Below are 20,258 nucleotides of genomic sequence, written 5' to 3'. Positions count from 1 at the left end.
GCCAGATCGATGCCTACTGTTGTAACCTTCATGTCGGACGCTCCTGTCTGTTCAAGTGGTTGATTTGCATCTCCACTTTGGCACATTTCGATGCCGTGTAGGTGGGAGCGTCCATCCCATTGCTTACTGCGCTCCTACGGAGAGATGCCTTTGTTGTAGGAGCCCACCCTGTGGGCGATGTTTTGCATGGGCGTCTGCAAGCGATCGCGCACGGGGTGCGCTCCTACGGAGAGATGCCTTTGTTGTAGGAGCCCACCCCTGTGGGCGATGTTTTGCATGGGCGTCTGCAAGCGATCGCGCACGGGGTGCGCTCCTACGCAGAGATGGCTTTGTTGTAGGAGCCCACCCCTGTGGGCGATGTTTTACATGGGCGTCTGCAAGCGATCGCGCACGGGGTGTGTCCGCAAGATCGGGGGATCAGCTTTTGGCTTGTTTTTGCGCCGTATGAGCAGCCATTGTGAATTGAGTACAAAAAAGTACCTATAAATTAGAATAACGACATCTGTTGTTAAATTTATAGTGTCGATTTGTGAAAATTCATAAAATTTTTGGAGTGGTTTTTGGCCTGGCTTTGTCTGTGCAGGCTCAAACGACCGCCAGTGTTCCTTACACCCCAACTTGGCAAGCGCGTCATCATTTGCAGTGGTTAGCTGACCATGCGGGTTTGATGCTGACGGTCTCTCATTGGCCTTTGCCGGCTGCTGCGGTGCAAGAGGCTTTGGACAAGTTGACGGGGGCGGCACAAGGCGATGCACAAGGCGATGTACAGGGGCTCAATGCATCGCGTGATTTTGTGCTCCAAGAGCTGGCTGCGGCACGGTCTCTGGGGCGCATTCAGGTGCATCTGCGCAGCGAGTCTGAGGGTTTGAACGGTTATGGCGAGAACTACACACCGGGCAGCAGTGCGCAGTTGTTGACGTCAGAGGGTCGCAGTCAATGGGGTGAGGTGACTGTGGCGGGGCGTTTGGGTGGGCGGCTCGAGGTCAGCCCCAACTCGCTGCAAACGCAATTCCGTGGCATGGGTACCGAAGGGCGAAACCAGATGCGCGCCGATGGTTCTTCGGCTGTGTTGGGGTGGGAGGGCTGGAATTTCCAGGCCTTTTCTCGTCAAAACTGGTGGGGCCCTGGTTGGCAGAGCAGCATGGTCAACGGACACAACAGCCCTGCTTGGTTGGGGGCTGGCGTTCAGCGTGGCAGCGCGGCACCGTCAGACAGTGTTTGGCTCAGCTGGATGGGGCCGTGGAATTTGGATGTGTTTGTGGCCAAGGCGCAGGATCCGCGCGTGGTGCAGAACCAGCCGAGTGGTTTTTTGTTTTCGGGCATGCGCTTGACGATGAAGCCCAAGCCTTGGCTAGAGGTGGGCCTGAGCCGTGCCTTGCAGACAGCCGGTGCGGGTCGGCCAAGTGGCGCTGGCAACTTTGTCAAGGCGTTTTTCGGGCAGCAGGTGAACCAAGATCCTGGCGATCCACCGGACAGCAGTGGCCAGATTGCGGGCTACGATGTGCGGGCCAGTTGCCCGGCTGTGCTGGGCAACTGCGCTGTTTACACCCAGTGGATGGGCGAGGACGCGGCGGGCAGCACCATTCCTTTGCCTTACAAGTTCATGAGCTTGTGGGGTATGGATAAAACTTATGGCAACGGCCGGTACCGGCTGTTCGCCGAGTGGGCGGACGCGAACGCCTACAGCTTGCCTTGGGACGCCAAGCTGAGTTTTCCGGGCTTTGTGAATGGTGTTTACAACCAGGGCTATACACAAGGCGCTCGTTGGGTGGGGCCGGCACAGGGATCGGGCTCACGCGTGTTGACGCTGGGCTGGATGGATGCCGAGCGCCAAAGACAGTTCAAGCTGCATGCTGGCACGGTGGCGTCAAGCATCGGGGCTTACAACCCGAGCTTGGTGAGTGCACCCCATGGCCGCCTGTGGGGTGTCAGTGCCAGCCAGACGATGCGCTGGATGGGCATGACGCTGACGCCTGAGTTGGCCTACACCCACTTGGCCGAGGGTCAGGACCAAGGGGTCAACAAGCGCAGCAATTTGCGCGTGGGCTTGATGATGGCGGTGCCGTTTTGATGTTTATTGAGGTTGCGAGTCTTCACGTTTTGGCTGAAGCCGTGAGCTCACGATAGGGGTCTGTTGGCGCTTCGGTATGGGACAATGGATGTATGAATAAAAAAATAACTAAAAAATCATTTTTATTTTTATTCTTCGTGCTGGCATTGTCTTTCAGCAGCGTGAGCTCCAAGTTGGCAGGGCTTGCTTGGTTGATGGTTGTTTGTGCAGGCGTCATGGCTGCGTGGGGTGCAAGGGGCGGGCACCGTGGGGCGGACACTGTGGGCAGTGATTTGGCTCTGGTCTGGCTGGGTTGTGCTGCGGTGGCCTTGGTTGTGAAGGCGATCCCCATGTTTTATTGGCATGACCGCTGGGAAGAAAGGCACGCTGAATTTCGCTTGCTAATGGGCGCGGTTGGTACTTATGCCTTGTGCCGGTGGCGATCACCTGTCAGCAATACCCAACAAATGGGAGTGGTTTGGGCGATGGGCATCAGTTGCGCTTTGGCCTTTTGTCTGATGCTGACAGTGGGCAGAGATGCCGCTCCAACCAATGCCATTCCGTGGGCAGTGGGCATGGCTTTGTTTGGTGCCTGTTTGTTGGCTTGGTCTTTGTCGCCTGATTTGACACGCATGAATCGCTCAGGTTCGCTGGCAGGTGCTTTGCTGGGTTTGGGGGCGGTTCTGGTCAGCGAGAGTCGGGGCGCTTATGGCTTGGCATTGCTTTGGCTTGTACTTGTTTTTGTGCATGCCAAGGATTGGGCAGTTGGTGTTTTCTTGAGGCACAACGGGGCGCAGAGGTTGACGCGCTATCAAATCATTGGCCTTGCCTTGGGGGCTATGCTGTGCCTGGGATTACTGACCCAAAGCGCAGTGTTGCAACGACCATTGCAACGTTTGCAAATGGCGGTGCAAGAAATTCAGCTGAGTCAGAAATCTCTTGAAGCTGGCTCTAATACCTCGGTGGGGGCTAGGCTCCTGATGTGGAATCGCAGTGTTCCATTCATTGCCGAGTCGCTTTGGCTTGGCCATGGACAAGCAGCCAGAAAAATGGCCATCACAAGTTGGGCACGCGAGGCGAACTCAACTGAGGTCTTGTCATTGGGGCATGTGCACAATGAATATTTACACACCTTGATGGACCATGGCTTGTGGGGACTGGCCAGCTTGCTGTTTTATGCATTGGGCATGCTCTGGATCTGCATTCGCCTGTGGCATTCGAACTTGCGTCCCCAGGCTTGGGCGATGGGCGGGGTCTTGTTTATTCACAGCACGGCTGAATTGACCAACGTCAACTTCGCCCATAACTATTACCCGACGATGCTGTCGCTGGTGATTGGCTTCGTCTTGATCTCAGCTTGCCGTCCGCTTCCTAAGACTGGCGCACTGAATTGACCAGATCATTCCAATTCGCGCTACTCAGCCTTTGCCATCTGGCCTGATGGGCGTGGGCTTTGGTGCGCCCAGTCCGATGGTGCTTTCGTAGCGATTGAGCAATTGGCGGGTGGCCTCGCGCCAGATGTCGACGATGAGTTGTTGTTGACTTGCTTGCTGTGGATTGACGCGCAGGAAGCTGACGATGCGCAGGTCGTCTTGCACTTGTACGGTCAGCTCACGAATGATCCATGGCTGGCGAGTGCGGGGCGCTTGCTGCCGGAGCCAATCGCTTTTGTCCAGGCTGGCCATGCTTGCCGTGCGGGCGGTGAAGTTTGGGGCCAATAGCTGCGCAATGGTTGGCGCGTCGTTGCGGCTGAGGGCTTCTTCAAGCGCTTGCTCGGCTTGCAGGTATTGGTGTGCGTTGTAGGTCAGCGCTGTGTCTTGCTTGGGCATTTGACGCGCTGGGCTGGGCCGCGCCTGAGCGGTCTGCGGCTGGCCCAAGCTGGGGAAACACAAACCAATCGACAACAGCAGGCTTGCGCCTGCGGCAGCTGTGGGTGATGTTTTGCCCATTGATCAGCTCAGGCCGTGATGTGACGCGATCACTGCACCGGCCCTGTGGCGTTGATGTAGCACTTGGAGTCTTTGGCGCTGAGCTGGCGTTGCAGCAGGTAGTTGCGTGAGCCACCGGTGGAGGTGGGCAAGGTAACGTTCCAGTAGGCGCCGTTGCTGGCCTTTTGGACTTTGCTGCCAAAGGTCCAGCTGCACATGTCGGAGTTTTCCGAGCCCGCAGCGTTGTACCAGGCGTTGAGCAGCGGATCGGTCACGGTTTCGATCAACTCGTGGGCGATGACCGAGACCATGCCGTCAACGGCGGCATTGCCGTTGGGCGAGATGGTTTGCACAGCGCAGGAGGCCAGGCTCTTGTTGGGATTGCCGATGAAGCCGTATTTGACCGTGTTGGCCCCGATGCTGCCGTAGGAGTGCCAGCCGCAATACTGGGTAAGGAAGCCTGAGCGCTCGGCAATGTCCGAGGACGACAGCACCAGGTAAATGGCATTGGCATCGCCCGCACCGGCATAGGCTTTGACGAGCGCGAAAACGTTCGCATCGCTCATGCTTTTATTGCCGTAGGCCGCTGAGGCCGCTTGCGTGAATTCTGTGATGACCGGGGATGACGCTTGGGTCACGAAGGTGTTGCCAGTTTGGGTGTAAAGGCCCAAGTTGGAGGAGAAGCCGGTGGTGATGCCTGAGTAGTTGTTGACCAGGTTTTGCTGCGACATGCCCCAGATGGCATCTCGGATGATTTGCTGGCCTGCGGCGTTGTCGGTCCCGTTGGTCTGTTTCCAGTTGCCGTACCAGATGAGAACGACTTTGGAGAGATTGCCCATGACCGGTCCACCTTGGTAAGTGATGGGGCTGCTGGCTGCAGCTGTCGATCCGGCGGTGGGTGCCTTGGCCAGCAAGGCCGTGCTGTGGTTCGAAAAGGGGTTTTGCAGATAAATCTCTGGCGACAGCTGGTGCTTGATTTTTTGCTGGGTGTTGCCGTCCGCGTCATGCACAGGCTCGCTGGCGTTGCGCGCGTTGGATTCGGCCATGGCCATGGCGCTGATGCTCAAAATGCCTGCCAGCAAGCAGTGTGCGGCGGCAAGACGGATGCGGTTTCGGGTCAATCGGTTGTGCATGGCCAAGTCTCCTCAAATGATTGCTTATTGTAAGAAGGAATTGAAAAAACAGCCCAGCCAAGATTTTGCCAGCGGATGAGCCATATCGGCATTGTCTTTGACCGGCTTAATCACTAAAAATGGTACTCGGCATCATTATTTGTTAAAAACAGTAAAATTATAGAAAACTATTATTTGATGGCATTGACATTCGTCAAGTTGGGGTGCGCCTCCGCGTGCTGGTGATCAGGTTTTGTGTGCGTTCGGCCCTCAGGTCGCATGCAACGGACTGGGCAACTGGCACTTTGGTGAAGTGCGATGCCGTCAAAAATCAAAACTGTTGAGTACCAAACCATGAAGTACCTGTTTTCCATGAAGTCCAGGTGGCCGCAAATGGCGGCCCTTGGACTGATGCTGGGCGTGCTATCGACCAGCGTCAGCGCGCAGCAGGCGGGGTGTACCTACCCCTCCGGCCAAACGCCAACACCCTACAACGGAACCTGGACGCCCCCGCTGGGTGCTGCCGGTTACAACCCAGGTGTCAACTACTGCGTACCCAACTTCTCGGTCAGCCCACCGCTCAAGAAGTTTGTGGACGCGATGCCTGGTGTGGGCTCTTCCAACAAGAACGGCTTGGGGCAGTACATTCCTCTGGCTCAGCCCGATACGAGCACATTCCCAGGCAACGATTACTACGAGATCGGCCTGAAGCAGTACACCGAGCGCATGCACTCGGACCTGCCTTCTGGCATGGCGACCACCAAGCTGCGGGGCTTTTACCAAAAGAACGGCAGCGACAGCACCAACCATTACCTTGGCCCCATGATCATGGCCAAGCGTGGCAAGGCAGTGCGGCTCAAATTCTTCAATGAGCTGCTGCTGTCCAATCAGCCCAACGGTTACCTGCCGTTGCCGATGGACCGCAACCTGATGGGTGCGGGCATGGGGCCTTTGGCCGCCGATGGGGTCACGCCTTGTGACCCGATGGTCACCAACACCTGTGCCAATTATTCTGACAACCGTGCGGTCATTCACCTGCACGGCGGCTTGACGCCTTGGATCAGTGATGGCACCCCGCACCAGTGGATCACGCCTGCAGGCGAACCCGCTGTGTACAAGAAGGGTGACAGTTTCCAGAACGTCCCGGACATGATCGGTACAGGTCGTGGCCAATTCACGCCTGCACCCAAAGACGGCATTGGCACGTACTATTACACCAACAACCAAAGCGGTCGTTTGCTGTTCTACCACGACCACTCCTTGGGCTTGACGCGTTTGAACGTCTACGCCGGCATGGCCGCACCGTACCTGATTGTGGACCCGGTGGAGGACCTGTTGATGACAGGCGGCACATCGGGATCGTTCACGATCCCGGCTGGCGTTTTGCCTGACCAATCGAACCTGCTGGGCGTGGGTACAACCGGCAGCGTCGCCGAATACAAATACGGTATTCCGCTGGTGATCCAGGACAAATCGTTCGTCAACGGTGACATGTATGGCACCGGTGCCAACGGACCTTTGGTCAATGGGCTGCCCACCAACGGCGCGACAGCAGGCATGCCCGCCACCAAGGACTCTGATCCTTTGTGGTTCAAGCACGTCAACAACTCTCAGCACGGCGACCTGTGGTTGCCGCACGAGTATTTGCCCAACGAAGACCCCTTCAACACTTGGTATGACCCGGCTACCAACAGCTACGGTGCCAACCCGAAGGGCCGCTGGGACTACGCGCCGTGGATGAACCCGCCCGCAGTGCCCATGAACGATGTGTTGCCATCGCCCACGGCGATTCCCGAGACCTATGGTGACACCATGCTGGTCAACGGCACGGCTTTCCCGTACATGGAATTGCCATCGACAGCGGCGCGCTTTCGCGTGCTGAACGCGAGCAACGACCGTTTCTTGAACTTGCAGTTGTACTACGCATCGACCAAGGATGGCGTGCTTTGCCGTGGAAATGCAGTGACTGACCTGTCATTGTGTACAGAAGTCTCCATGATTCCGGCCATCGATTACAAAGCTTACGCTGGTTTGAAGGTGGATGTCGGCAACATGAAGATCGATACGGCCTCAATGCCTGCGTCTTGGCCAACAGATGGTCGCGCCGGTGGTGTGCCTTACTGGGCGCACAGCGGTCCCGACATCTTGCAAATTGGCAACGAAGCGGGTTTCCTCGCGCAAGTCGCTCCGTGGCCTTCGCAGCCCGTGGACTTTGACCACAACACGCGCAGCGTGACCTTGAACGGCATCACCAGCCGCTCATTGATGCTGCCTTCTGCCGTTCGTGCAGACGTGGTGGTGGACTTCTCCAGCGTGCCTGCTGGCTCGGCGCTGATCATGTACAACGATGCGCCAGCGCCCATGCCTTTGTGGGACAACCGCAACGACTACTACACCAACGACGGCGATCAAACCGACGGCGGCGGGGCACCCAACACAGAGCCAGGCTACGGTCCGAACACACGCACAGTGATGCAGTTCCGCATCACGGGCGCGCCATCGAGCCCCTCGGCATTCACTTTGGCCAAACTGACGTCTGAATTGCCCAAGGCATTCCTGCTGGCCCAAAAGCCACCGCATGTGCCGCAGACCTTCTACCCTGATGCGACAGGCGTTGTGCCCAACACTGCAGTGACCAACGTTTATGCCAACGTGATGGACGAGTCGCTGAACATCTCGGGCACAAAACAGACAGTCAATCGCGTGGTTGTGACCGCGCCAGGCCAAAGCTACAACAAAGCACCGACAGTCAAATTGTCTGGCGGCGCTTGCGTGGATACCCTCAACAAACCTGCGTTCCCCACAGCCACCGCATCGCTGGACGGCCTGACGGGCGTGAACTTGGTGACCGGCGGTACAGGCTACACAACGATCCCCACAGTCACCATCACCCCCGCAGTGGGCGGTGGCGGTGCGGGTGCCACAGCCGTGGCCACAGTGACCGGCGGCATCGTCACCGGCGTGTATGTGACCAACCCGGGTTCGGGCTACTTGTTGGCACCGACCGTGACCATCACGGGCGGCGGCGGCACGGGTGCCACAGCCACCTCCAACGTGATCACCGGCTCGGTCGGCTCGATCACACTGGGCGCTAATGCTGGCACCATCAAATGCCTGAGCTCGCCTTTGGTGACTTTGGTGGCTGGCAAAGGCAACCCTGGAACGGGTGCGACTGCTGTGACCACGCTGACCGGTGACTTGGTGCTGGACGGCAAGAACCTGATTGAAGGTTTTGACCGTGAATACGGCCGCATGGACGCAATGCTGGGCTCTACGCCCAACCCGCTGACCCCTGTCATGGGCGCAGGCCCTGTGGTGGGTGTGGCGTACTACGTGGACCCACCGACAGAAGTGTTGACGGGCAACACGACGTACCTGTGGCGCATCATGCACATTGGTGTGGACTCGCACGCGATCCACTTCCACTTGTTCGATGTGCAGCTGATCAACCGTGTGGACTGGACAGGCGTGATCAAGCCGCCATTTGCAGACGAATTTGGTTGGAAAGAAACAGTCCGTACCAATCCGTTTGAAGACATCATTGTGGCGCTCAAGCCCTCGGCAACGGACATGGCATTGCCATTCACGATTCCTAACAGCTTGCGTTTGCTGGATCCGACAGTGCCAGCGGGCTCGACGGGTATCTTCAGCCCCGTGGCACCGCCACCGGGTGTGGCCGCAGTGGCGCAAACGACCAACGTGGTCAACAGCTTCGGCTGGGAATACGTGTGGCACTGCCACTTGCTGGGTCACGAAGAGAACGACATGATGCGCCCCATCGTGTTCTATCCGGAGATGCCAACAGGGGGTCTGAATCCTCAGTCGCTGACCTTTGCGGCAGCGGCAGTGGGTTCGACCAGCGCGGCGCAGACGGTCACGCTGACCAACTCGGGTGTGATGCCATTGGCCATCAGCGCCATCAGCTTCACGTCCGACACGGGTGCAACGGGTGCGCAACTCGACTTCCAGCGCCTGGGTGGCACTTGCGTGGTCCCCAGTAGCTTGGTTTCTGGCGCAAGTTGCACAATCACTGTTGTGTTCAAGCCGTCCACATCGGGTGCCATCACCGGCGCTTTGATCGTGACTGACAACAGCATGGGACGCGCGGGTGCACAACAGAGCGTGATCTTGAAAGGTGCAGGCCAAGCGCCCATGGCTACCTTGTCGACCACCGCTTTGGACTTTGGAACGGTCAGTACTGCCGCCACATCGCCTGCGCAAGTAATCACATTGACCAATTCTGGAAGTGGTCCCTTGGGCAGCATAGCGGTGACGTCCAGTGCAGCTGACTACACCGTGGTTCCGGGTGCCGGGACATGCCCTGCAGCGCCCAACACGCTGGCACCTGGCGCTTCTTGTAATGTGTATGTGACATTCAAGCCTTTGGCCAACGGAACCCGCACAGCCAATTTGACCATCGCCACATCCGCTGGGCCATCAGTCGTGAGCATGACGGGTTTGGGTGTGACTTTGCCCATGGCGACTTTCTCGGTGGCTGCTATGAATTTCGGAACCAGCAAAGTGGGTGTGAATCCGGCCACGCAATTGGTGACGGTGACCAACACGGGTGATCCTGGCTCGACCTTGAATGTGGCTGTGCCGACAACAACACTGCCATTCAGTGTCACGGGTGGTGTTTGTAACTTGGCTAAAAATGCATCGTGTACTTTCACGGTGGGGTTTGCGGCAACTGCGGCAGGCACTTACACCCAAAACTTGCAGCTATCCACAAATAGCGGTGGTGTTGCGGCGACCTTGCAGCAAGTGGCTTTGAGCGCTGTGGCGGCAGTGCCGCAGGCACAGTTGACGGCGGCGTCTGCGACGTTCGCTCCTGCAACGGTGTCGTCGACCAATACATTGACCGCAAACTTGAGCAACACTGGTGTCGTTCCTCTTGCATTCACTTCGATCGCCATGAATTACGTGTCCGGGACCAGCAGTGTGCTGACACAGACCAACAGCTGCGTCTCTCCCTTGGCAGCGGGTGCTTCGTGTGTGATCACGGTAACGTACAAACCAACGGCAGGGTCGTCAACGGACGTGGCCAATCTGGTGGTGACCGATGACAGTGGTGGTGTGTTGAATACGACCCAGACGATTCAGTTCACAGGAACATCCACCTATCTGCCCACAGCATCGGTCTCGGTGAGTGCGCTTGATTTTGGAACGGGCTATACCGGACTGACCTCGTCGGCACAGGTGGTGACTTTGACCAACACGGGCGCAGGTCCTCTGGGCAATATTGTGGTGACCTCCAATACGGCTGATTACACGGTGGTTCCAGGTTCGAGTACATGCCCTGCTGCGCCCAATTCGCTGGGCATTGGCCTGTCGTGTAGCTTCTCTGTGACATTCAAGCCTTTGACGGTCGGTACCAAAACTGGCAGCTTGTCGATTGCGAGCATGGCTGGCACGAACACGGTCAGTTTGACCGGTGTGGGTGTGGCACCACCGACGGCAAGCTTCTCTGCTGTTTCCTTGAATTTCGGCACCAACAAAGTGGGCGTGAATCCAGCCACGCAATTGGTGACGGTGACCAACACAGGTGGATCGGGTTCGACCTTGAATGTGGCTTTGCCAACGGCGACGGCACCATTTTCGGTGACGGGTTCTGCCTGTACCTTGTCACAAAATGCATCGTGCAGCTTCACTGTTGGATTTGCGGCAACTGCAGCGGGGACAAATACCCAAAACTTGCAGATAACGACCAACAGCGGCGGTAATCCGGGTGTGGTGCAGCAAGTGGCTTTGAGCGCTGTGGCTGCAGTGCCTCAGGCACAGTTGACGACCGCCTTGGCTACATTTGCGCCTGCAACGGTTTCATCGACCAGCACGACGACGGCCACGTTGACAAACACGGGTACGGTTCCTCTGGCGTTCACCTCGATTGCCATGAGCGATGTGTCGGGCACGCCTGGCGTGCTGAAACAGACCAACAGTTGCGTTTCGCCTTTGGCAGCGGGTGCTTCCTGCGTGATCACGGTGACTTACAAACCAACAGTGGGGACATCGACAGATAAAGCCAATTTGGTCGTAACCGATGACAGTGGTGGTGTGGTGAATGCAACCCAAACCCTGCAGTTCACAGGTACGTCCACTTATTTGCCGATGGTCTCGGTGTCGGTGAATGCGCTTGATTTTGCGTCGGTCTATACCAGCGTGACATCGTCTGCACAGTTGGTCACATTGACGAACACTGGAGCGGGTCCTTTGGGCAATATCGTGGCGACCTCTAATGCTGCTGACTACACCGTGGTTGCGGGCACATGTCCCGTCGCGCCCAACACCTTAGCGGCTGGTTTGTCGTGTAACTTGTCTGTGACATTCAAGCCCACGGCTACTGGCACGAGAGCGGGTAGCGTGACGATCACCAGCATGGCTGGCACCAACACGGTCAGTTTGACCGGTGTGGGTGTGGCACCGCCGGTGGCCACCTTCTCGAGCGCTGCCTTGAATTTCGGCACCAACAAAGTGGGTGTCAATCCAGCCACGCAATTGGTGACGGTGACCAACACGGGGGGTGCGGGCTCGACATTGAATGTGGCTGTGCCAGCGGCAACCGCACCATTCTCAGTGACGGGTAGCGCATGTGCTTTGCTGCAAAATGCATCGTGCACTTTCACTGTGGCGTATGCCGCAACCGCTGCCGGGACGTTCACGCAGAACGTGGCCTTCACAAGCAACAGCGGCGGTACTGCCGGTGCAGTTCAGCAAGTGGCGCTGAGCGCAGTTGCTGCAGTGCCGCAAGCGGCGTTGACAACAGCTTCTGCAACGTTTGTCAATGCCGCCATCGGATCGACCAGTGCGACCACAGCCACACTGACCAACACCGGTGTTGTGCCGCTGGCATTCAGCTCGATTGCTGTGATCGATGTGTCGGGTACGCCTGGTGTGCTGACACAGGCCAACAGCTGCGTTTCGCCCTTGGCTGCCGGTGCTTCGTGTGTGATCACGGTGACCTACAAGCCAACGGTGGGGTCTTCTACAGACAAAGCCACCCTGACGGTGACAGACGACATGGGGGGTGTTGCTAACACAGCGCAAACGGTGGCTTACACAGGCACCTCTGCTGCGCCTTTGCCTGTGGCCGCTCTGACGGGTACATTGAACTTCGGGGCAGGCGTGGTGGCTTCGGGTGCTACATCTACGCTGGCGGCCACATTGACCAACAGCGGCACGGCCAAGCTGACCATTGCCAGTATTGCAACCGCACCCGCTGCTGGAGCGTTCACTGTCGTGGCTGGCTCAACGACTTGTTCAGCGGTCAATGGTTTGGCTGTGGGTCAAAGTTGTACGGTGACCGTGCAATTTGCTCCAAAAGCTGCCAAGACGGCATACAGCGGTACATTGACCATCACGGACAATCACAACGGCGTGGCCAACTCCAAACAGACTTTGACGATTTCAGGAACTTCTAAATAAGTCAAGAACAGCCCTAGTCTGCGTCATTTCATCAAGGCACTTTTCAAGCTGATTGAAAAGTGCCTTTTTTTATGGCGGTTGTTTGACAGCCTGGGTTTGCACCATCTGCCCCGGTGGTCAGGTTCAGGGTTTGTTTTGGCCTGCGAGCACCGGCCATGTGGTGGTGAATTTGGCCCGGTGGGTGGCAAAGAAGGCTTTGACATTCCGCACGTTGGCGTCTTGTGTGAACAAGGTTTGGCTGATGCTCAGGTAGTGCGGCATGTCGGCGGCCTGCACGACCAGCATGAAGTCGGGGCCAGGTGAGACGCGCCAGCACTGTTGTACAGCCTCGTTTGCAACGGCCCGTTGTTCAAATGCATTGAGGTGTTCACTGCCTTGTTTGTCGAGCGAAATTTCAACCATGGCGGTCAGTCCGTGTCCTAACGCGACGCCCAGCTTGTCGTGGTTGAGCACGGCTATTTGGCGCTCGATCCAGCCGCCGTCGATCAAACGCTTGACGCGTCGCAGGCAGGTGGGGGGCGAGACGTTGACTTTTTCAGCCAAGGCCACATTGCTCAGGCTGGCATCGTGCTGAAGGCTGTCGAGCAAAAGAAGGTCGATCAAGTCAAGTTCGTTGTGTTCCATTATTTGTATTTTAATGAAATAAAATTTCATATTAATCATACAAAGAAATTTTTAAATAAATTACTGTTGATATTGATTGGATATTTCGTGGTCTGCGGTCTAAGATTCAGGCAACTTCCTGCTTCTGGAGCATCTTTATGTGTGGCATCGTCGGCGCAGTCTCTTCCCGCAACATCGTTCCCATCCTCGTGCAAGGCTTACAGCGCCTGGAATACCGGGGCTATGACTCCTGCGGCGTGGCCGTGCACGCGGCCAGCCTGAACGGCGGCACAGGCGGCTTGCAGCGCGCCCGCAGCACCTCGCGCGTGGCCGAGTTGATGGACCAAGTGAGCGCCGACCACATCGAAGGCGGTACCGGCATTGCCCACACCCGCTGGGCCACGCACGGCGCGCCTGCGGTGCACAACGCGCACCCCCACTTCAGCCACGGCACGGGCGCGGCAGACGCCAAGCCGGGCAAGGTCGCGCTGGTGCACAACGGCATCATCGAAAACCACGAAGAACTGCGCGCCGCCTTGCAGGCCAAGGGCTATGTCTTCAGCAGCCAGACCGACACCGAAGTCATTGCCCATCTGGTAGACAGCGTGTACGACGGCGATATTTTTGAAGCCGTCAAAACCGCCATCCGCCAGCTGCACGGCGCCTACGCGATTGCGGTGTTCCACAAAGACGAGCCGCAGCGCGTGATCGGTGCGCGCGCAGGTTCGCCACTGATTCTGGGCGTGGGCCAGGGCGAAACATTCCTTGCCAGCGACGCGATGGCGCTGGCGGGCGTGACCGACCAGATCGTCTACCTCGAAGAGGGCGACGTGGTCGACATCCAGCTGGGCAAATACTGGGTGGTGGACCGCGACCACAAGGCCGTGAGCCGCGCCGTGAAGACCGTGCACGCGCACAGCGGCGCGGCAGAACTTGGTCCCTACCGCCATTACATGCAAAAGGAAATCTTCGAGCAGCCGCGTGCGATTGCCGACACGCTCGAAGGCGTGGAAGGCATCACGCCCGAGCTGTTTGGCGATGGCGCGTATTCCACATTCAAGGCGATTGACAACGTGCTGATCCTGGCCTGCGGCACCAGCTACTACAGCGGCTGCGTGGCCAAGTACTGGATCGAAGCGATTGCCAAAGTGCCCTGTCAGGTCGAGATCGCCAGCGAATACCGCTACCGCGAATCGGTACCCAACCCCAACACGCTGATCGTCACCATCACCCAAAGCGGTGAGACCGCCGACACCCTGGCCGCACTGCGCCACGCGCAAAGCCTGGGCATGACACACACGCTCACCATTTGCAACGTGTCCACCAGCGCCATGGTGCGAGAGTGCAAACACGCCTACGTGACCCGCGCCGGGGCCGAGATCGGCGTGGCATCGACCAAGGCCTTCACCACCCAACTGGCCGGACTGTTTTTGCTGACCCTGGCGCTGGCGCAGACCAAAGGTCGTTTGAGCGACGAAGAAGAAGCCGGGCACATCAAAGCCATGCGCCACCTGCCTGCCGCACTGCAAGCCGTGCTGGCGCTGGAGCCGCAAATCATTGCCTGGTCACAAGAATTTGCCAGCAAAGAAAACGCACTGTTCCTGGGCCGTGGCACGCACTACCCGATTGCCCTTGAGGGGGCGCTCAAGCTCAAAGAAATCACCTACATCCACGCCGAAGCCTATGCCGCAGGCGAACTCAAACACGGCCCGCTGGCGCTCGTCACCAGCGCCATGCCCGTGGTGACCGTTGCCCCCAACGACCAGCTGCTCGAAAAGTTGAAAAGCAATATGCAAGAAGTGCGTGCTCGGGGCGGTGTGCTCTATGTGCTGGCCGATGGCGACACGAAAATCGAAAGCAGCGAAGGCGTGAACGTGATCCGCATGCCTGAGCACTACGGTGTGTTGTCACCGATCTTGCATGTGGTGCCCTTGCAGCTGCTCAGCTATCACACGGCTTGTGCGCGGGGGACGGATGTGGACAAACCACGTAACCTCGCAAAATCAGTGACGGTAGAGTAGGCGTGAACGAGATTGAATGGTGTCGGCTTTAGGGTGTGTCATTCAACTTGCTGATTTTTTTGCGCAGTGCATTCACGCAAAAAATGATTTAAAAAGGAGCAGGCCGTGCTGATAAGAACCTTTTTTGCGATCTTGACTTTTGCCAGCGCTTGGGCACAGGCCGGTGAATGGCATCTCATTTCTACCAGCTCGGATTTGGCAAAAAAAACCTATTGGTACGTTGATCCCGCCAGCATCGTGATCCAATCGAATTTGGTGCAAGCCCGGCTGCGCACCGTGTGGTCCACCTTGCAATATGGCCCCAGCGACATTGGTTACCAGTCCACCACGTATCTCAATTATGTCGATTGCAAAAATAGGTCTATCGCTTTCACTGGCAACACCTATTTTCAAGATGTGGCGTCGTCCAGTGAGCCCGTTCACCAAGAGGACGAACGCCCTCTCGGTGAGCTGAGATTTATGCCTGTTCGACCCGGTTCGTCTGGCGAAGTGCGGGTGAACTACCTGTGTCGTTCAAGCAGCGGATCTTCAAACAGTTTGACTTAAGCACAAAGAGCGCACTGAATTTTGTGCAAAAGGAAGGCGTGTACTTGATCAAGCGAGTGACTTGACTTGAATCTCTTGTATATTCATGTGTCTATTTGTCATTGCACGAACTGTCGAGTGAACTGGCGGATACATCAAACAGTCTGTGCTTTATTTCCAAAAGCGTCTTTTAAGATTTCGCTGTAGTTAGTCAATGCATTGAGCATTTTGGGTTGGGCAACAACAAGGCGAAGTCGCTTGTCGTGTTCCGCACCTTCCAATGAGCACCAGCCATCAGCAAGTAGACGCTTTAAGTGCTTTCGGATACCTGCCTCACTGAAGTCAATGGTGTGAAAGAGCAACTTTAAGGTCAAAGGTTTGCTCTTGATCGTGTTGTAAGCAATCACCAAAAACAGGTCTAACGCCAAAGCACTTTGCTCAATCGGCAGATTGCTTCTTTCCCAATCACGAACTTTTAATGCATTTTCGGTGATTGGAATTAACTTTTGAATACTTTCTATATTTGTCATGGTGCGCTTCAATGCGAAGATCGTATTCGCATATAGAAAATATGACTACTTAAATAACATATACAAAGTGCGTACTCTTTTGATTGTCAAGTTGGATGAATTCGGCGAATATAGACAATTGAATAATGTGAGTTATTTTCAATTGGGTAATTTAGATAAGATTCAAATTAAAAATGGTATGAAGTATAAAAATGCTGAACATAAAATACACCAAAACCAATGAAGTTGTTACTACAAAAGACGCAGCAAAAATATTAAACTTATCAGTATCATCCATACGAATTTTGGCAAATAAAGGAATTATAATTTCTTGGAATACCCCAGGGGGCCATCGGAGGTATGAAAAAAACTCTTTGCTAAACTACAAGAAAAATTTACAAGACAAAAATATAATAAACGAGAAAATTTGCATTAAAATTATTTCGGATGAAAATATACCAATTACTGAAGATTTAAAAGATCTGATTGACGTATTTGATATTGAATTTTGGTCATCATTGCCAGAGGCATATTTATCTTTTTCGAGTAAGGCCCCGGATATAATTATTTTCAATATGAGAATCCCGCTAAAAGACCAAATAGAAAATATATTGGCACTGGATGAATATATATCCAATATGAATAAAAAGATAGCGGCAATTTGTATGGGGGAATCAATAAATCTTGCGCACAACGTCAGGCAAAAAATTTCTGGTTCAACAAAATTAATTAATGAGGATTTGACAAATCAATGGATTAAATCTTTCGTGCTTGGAATTTCATCGGCAAAATTCATTTCAAAATAATTTAATATATTAATGGTTGGTTACCGCACGGTGGTACACCTGTAGGACTTCCACAAGAACAATGTACAGCGGGTGTTTCAGCGCATGGGCTGTCAACTGAGCCGCAGCGGGCGCTCCAAAACGGCCGAGGCTGGGCTGCAGCAGGAGTTCATCACGCCTGACAGCCCGGAGCAAAACGGTGCTCAAACCCAACACACTGACTAAAGCGCTATCGCACCATTGGCGATCAACTGTTGTGCAACCCGTCGTCCCAAGTCAGTCGCTTGAGGCAACACATCTGGCGCAGACATGTCCAGGTGGCATTGTTCATGCGCATGAATCAGTGCGGCGGTTTTCAACAGCGGGTCTCCCCAGGCTGCATGAATCGAAAGCACATCCATTTCCAGCGTGGCATGCGCAGCCAAGGGCATCGAGCAGCTGCCGCCCATGGTTCTGCTGACGCCTCTTTCGGCGTAGACCTGCACGGCTGTCGGCAGGTGGTTCAAGCTGGAAAGAAGGTGCGCGAGGTCCGGGCGGTTGGCGCAAATTTCGATGCCGATGGCGCCCTGACCCGCCGCAGGCGTCATGCGGTCCAACGCAAAAGCGTGGCGAATGCGATCTTTCAAACCCAGTCTTTTGAGGCCGGCACTGGCCAGCACTATGCCCGCATAGTGGCCTTCGTCGAGCTTGCGCAATCGCGTGTCCAAGTTGCCTCTCAACGGTTCAATTTTCAGATCGGGCCGCAGGGCCTGAAGCAGCACCGTTCTTCTCAAGCTGGACGTGCCGACCACCGCACCGGGTGGCAAACTGTCCAGGCTCTCAAAGTGGGGGGACACCCAGGCATCGCGTGGATCTTCTCTTTCGAGAATGCACGCCAGTTCAAAGCCTTCAGGCAAATCCATCGGGACATCTTTGAGCGAGTGCACCGCGATGTGGGCGGATCCATCTGCCAAGGCGACTTCAAGTTCTTTGATGAACAAGCCTTTGCCGCCCACTTGGCTCAAGGGTTGGTCCAAAATTTGATCACCCTGGGTCGTCATGCCCAGCAGTCCGACCTGATGGCCTTGCAATTCAAGCAGCTGTTTGACGTGGTTGGCCTGCCACAAGGCCAGCCGACTCTCGCGAGTGGCAATGATGAGTTGAGAGGTCATCTGGGTTCCAAGAGGGTTAGTTGGGTGTCTTCAATTGTTTGGCCGCATCGATCGCAAAGTAAGTCAAGATGCCATCAGCGCCCGCCCGTTTGAAGGCCAGCAGACTTTCCATCATGACCGCGTCGTGGTCCAGCCAACCGTTGTGCGCTGCGGCCTTGAGCATGGCGTATTCGCCCGACACTTGGTAGGCAAATGTGGGCACGCCAAACTGGTCTTTGACCCGGCGAACAATGTCCAGGTAGGGCATGCCGGGCTTGACCATCACCATGTCGGCACCTTCGGCAATGTCCGAGGCCACTTCGCGCAGGGCTTCGTCTGAATTGCCGGGGTCCATTTGGTAGGTTTTTTTATCGCTCTTGCCCAGATTGGTGGCGGAGCCCACGGCATCGCGGAAGGGGCCGTAAAACGCGCTGGCGTATTTGGCGCTGTAGGCCATGATGCGGGTGTGGATGTGCCCTTGGTCTTCCAGGGCTTGGCGAATGGCACCAATGCGGCCATCCATCATGTCGCTGGGGGCAATGATGTCGACACCGGCTGCAGCATGCGTGATCGCTTGTCGCTGGAGGATTTCAACCGTCTTGTCGTTGATGATGTAACCGTTTTCGTCCAGCAGGCCATCTTGGCCATGGCTGGTGTACGGGTCCAGTGCCACATCGGTCATGATGCCCAGCGAGGGGAAGTGTTGTTTCAGGGTCGCCACGACCTGTGGGATCAGCCCTTGGGGGTTGGTGGCTTCGATGCCGTCGGGCGTCTTGAGGTGGCCGCTGATGACGGGAAACAGCGCCATGACGGGAATGCCCAGCGCCACGCACTCTTCGGCCACCTTCAACAGCAGATCCAGGCTCATTCTGCTGACGCCGGGCATGGAAGCCACAGGTTCGAGCCTGTTGTGGCCTTCCAGCACAAAGACGGGGTAAATCAAATCGTTCACGCTCAAGGCGTGTTCACGCACCAGCCTTCGGGTGAAGTCATCACGGCGCAGACGGCGAGGGCGGTTGAGGGGGAAAGGTGTGGCCATATGGGGTGTATCGGTGGAGGGTTGTTTAAAGCCAATCGCGGCGAACAATGAAGCGCTGCATCAAGTCGTGCTCGGGCGTTCCGGGTGCGGCTTCGTGTTGGTAGGACCAGCTCGCCAAAGGGGGCATGGACAACAAGATGGATTCGGTGCGCCCGCCGGACTGCAAGCCAAAGTGGGTGCCACGGTCCCACACCAAATTGAACTCCACATACCGGCCGCGTCGGTACAACTGATGGGCCCGCTCGCGCTCGCCGTAAGGGGTGTGCCTTCTTTCTTCAACCAGGGGCATGTAAGCGGTGAGGAACGCATCGCCCACACTTTTCAAAACCGCAAAGCTTTTTTCGCTGCCGAATTCTGAAAAGTCATCGAAAAAAATACCGCCAATGCCGCGTTGCTCGTTGCGATGCTTCAAGCAGAAATAGTCATCGCACCAGGTTTTGAACCGGGGATACAAATCCGCGCCATGGGGCGCGAGCGCATCCCGGCAGGTTTGGTGGAAATGGATGGCGTCTTCTTCAAACCCGTAATAGGGCGTCAAGTCCATGCCGCCCCCAAACCAGGCCACCGTCTGGCCATCTCGCGTTTGGGCAGACAGCATGCGCACATTCATGTGCACGGTCGGTGCGTAAGGGTTGCGCGGATGAAAAACCAAGGAAACGCCCATGGCCTCGAACGGTGCGCCCGACAGCTCGGGCCTGGCGTGGGTGGCCGATGGCGGCAGCTGAGGCCCCGTGACATGTGAAAACCCGCATCCCGCACGTTCAAACACGGCCCCGTTTTCTAGAATTTGGGTGATGCCTTGGCCTTGCAGTGGCTCGCCCTTTGGTTTTTCCCAGGCGTCAGACAGAAAGCTGCGCCCATCCATCTGCGCTGCGGCCGTTGTGATGCGGTCTTGCAAGCCGATGAGGTAGTTTTTGACAGCACCAGTGTCCATGAATCGCCTTGTTTGTTGAATGGGAGGCGCTCAAGCTGCTTTCGACGGCTTGTCGCTGGCGGTGGATGTTTGGCACCATTCGCCAGCGTCTGAGCACCTGGTGATTGTCTGGTTCATGCAGATTTCCCAAGAAAACGCCAACGATTGAGTGTCAACTTGGATTGACAATATCACATGTGTTGTTCAGGAGGCAACTGGGT

14 protein-coding genes are annotated in these 20,258 nt (G+C 56.1%); 7 read left to right on the top strand and 7 right to left on the bottom strand.

Annotated elements, in window-relative coordinates:
* The first annotated feature begins 529 nt into the window (after nt 1-529).
* Nucleotides 530-2,071: a capsule assembly Wzi family protein gene (locus tag B9Z52_RS07910; RefSeq protein WP_108413282.1), complete on the top strand. Its 1,542-nt coding sequence runs from the start codon at nt 530-532 to the stop codon at nt 2,069-2,071.
* A gap of 92 nt (nt 2,072-2,163) precedes the next feature.
* On the top strand, nt 2,164-3,444 hold the full coding sequence (locus B9Z52_RS07905; protein WP_108413281.1) for an O-antigen ligase: 1,281 nt from the start codon (nt 2,164-2,166) through the stop codon (nt 3,442-3,444).
* A 24-nt stretch (nt 3,445-3,468) separates the two neighbouring features.
* Here the strand turns inward: B9Z52_RS07905 and B9Z52_RS07900 are convergent, their stop codons facing one another.
* A complete protein-coding gene (locus tag B9Z52_RS07900) occupies nt 3,469-3,999 on the bottom strand; it encodes a nuclear transport factor 2 family protein (RefSeq protein WP_108413280.1) in 531 nt (176 codons plus the stop codon).
* Between the two features lie 29 nt (nt 4,000-4,028).
* Nucleotides 4,029-5,111, bottom strand: a complete 1,083-nt coding sequence (locus B9Z52_RS07895) for a hypothetical protein (protein ID WP_108413279.1) — start codon at nt 5,109-5,111, stop codon at nt 4,029-4,031.
* Nucleotides 5,112-5,444: 333 nt separating this feature from the next.
* On the opposite strand from B9Z52_RS07895, the gene B9Z52_RS07890 reads away from it, so the two are divergent.
* Complete coding sequence (locus tag B9Z52_RS07890) at nt 5,445-12,512, top strand: choice-of-anchor D domain-containing protein (RefSeq protein WP_146182807.1); 7,068 nt, start codon at nt 5,445-5,447, stop codon at nt 12,510-12,512.
* Between the two features lie 123 nt (nt 12,513-12,635).
* On the opposite strand, the gene B9Z52_RS07885 is transcribed toward B9Z52_RS07890, so the two are convergent.
* Entirely contained in the window at nt 12,636-13,136 is a 501-nt protein-coding gene (locus tag B9Z52_RS07885) for an Lrp/AsnC family transcriptional regulator (protein WP_108413277.1), read from the bottom strand.
* A 137-nt stretch (nt 13,137-13,273) separates the two neighbouring features.
* Between B9Z52_RS07885 and glmS the strand changes: the two genes are divergently transcribed.
* A complete protein-coding gene (gene glmS / locus B9Z52_RS07880) occupies nt 13,274-15,136 on the top strand; it encodes a glutamine--fructose-6-phosphate transaminase (isomerizing) (protein ID WP_108413276.1) in 1,863 nt (620 codons plus the stop codon).
* 105 nt (nt 15,137-15,241) lie between these two features.
* Nucleotides 15,242-15,682, top strand: a complete 441-nt coding sequence (locus B9Z52_RS07875; protein ID WP_146182806.1) for a surface-adhesin E family protein — start codon at nt 15,242-15,244, stop codon at nt 15,680-15,682.
* 134 nt (nt 15,683-15,816) lie between these two features.
* Here B9Z52_RS07875 and B9Z52_RS07870 read toward each other — a convergent pair whose 3' ends face one another.
* Complete coding sequence (locus B9Z52_RS07870) at nt 15,817-16,191, bottom strand: hypothetical protein (RefSeq protein WP_108413274.1); 375 nt, start codon at nt 16,189-16,191, stop codon at nt 15,817-15,819.
* Nucleotides 16,192-16,382: 191 nt separating this feature from the next.
* Between B9Z52_RS07870 and B9Z52_RS07860 the strand changes: the two genes are divergently transcribed.
* Nucleotides 16,383-16,976, top strand: coding sequence for a helix-turn-helix domain-containing protein (locus B9Z52_RS07860; RefSeq protein ID WP_108413272.1), 594 nt, complete (start codon nt 16,383-16,385; stop codon nt 16,974-16,976).
* A 200-nt stretch (nt 16,977-17,176) separates the two neighbouring features.
* Here B9Z52_RS07860 and hemC read toward each other — a convergent pair whose 3' ends face one another.
* Genes hemC through hemF form a run of 3 tightly spaced genes read right to left on the bottom strand, consistent with a single transcriptional unit; the run spans nt 17,177 to nt 20,058 of the window.
* The gene (gene hemC / locus B9Z52_RS07855; RefSeq protein ID WP_108413271.1) at nt 17,177-18,106 is read right to left on the bottom strand and encodes a hydroxymethylbilane synthase; all 930 of its coding nucleotides are present in this window, start codon (nt 18,104-18,106) and stop codon (nt 17,177-17,179) included.
* 16 nt (nt 18,107-18,122) lie between these two features.
* On the bottom strand, nt 18,123-19,124 hold the full coding sequence (hemB, locus tag B9Z52_RS07850) for a porphobilinogen synthase (protein ID WP_108413270.1): 1,002 nt from the start codon (nt 19,122-19,124) through the stop codon (nt 18,123-18,125).
* A 25-nt stretch (nt 19,125-19,149) separates the two neighbouring features.
* A complete protein-coding gene (gene hemF, locus B9Z52_RS07845; RefSeq protein WP_108413269.1) occupies nt 19,150-20,058 on the bottom strand; it encodes an oxygen-dependent coproporphyrinogen oxidase in 909 nt (302 codons plus the stop codon).
* A 19-nt stretch (nt 20,059-20,077) separates the two neighbouring features.
* On the opposite strand from hemF, the gene B9Z52_RS18210 reads away from it, so the two are divergent.
* Entirely contained in the window at nt 20,078-20,206 is a 129-nt protein-coding gene (locus B9Z52_RS18210) for a hypothetical protein (protein ID WP_255417796.1), read from the top strand.
* The last annotated feature ends 52 nt before the right edge of the window (nt 20,207-20,258 follow it).

The sequence above is a fragment of the Limnohabitans sp. Jir72 genome (assembly GCF_003063575.1).
GTDB lineage: Bacteria > Pseudomonadota > Gammaproteobacteria > Burkholderiales > Burkholderiaceae_C > Limnohabitans_A.
Note: the sequence above shows the minus strand (reverse complement) of the source record. Positions and strands in the feature narration are given on the sequence as shown.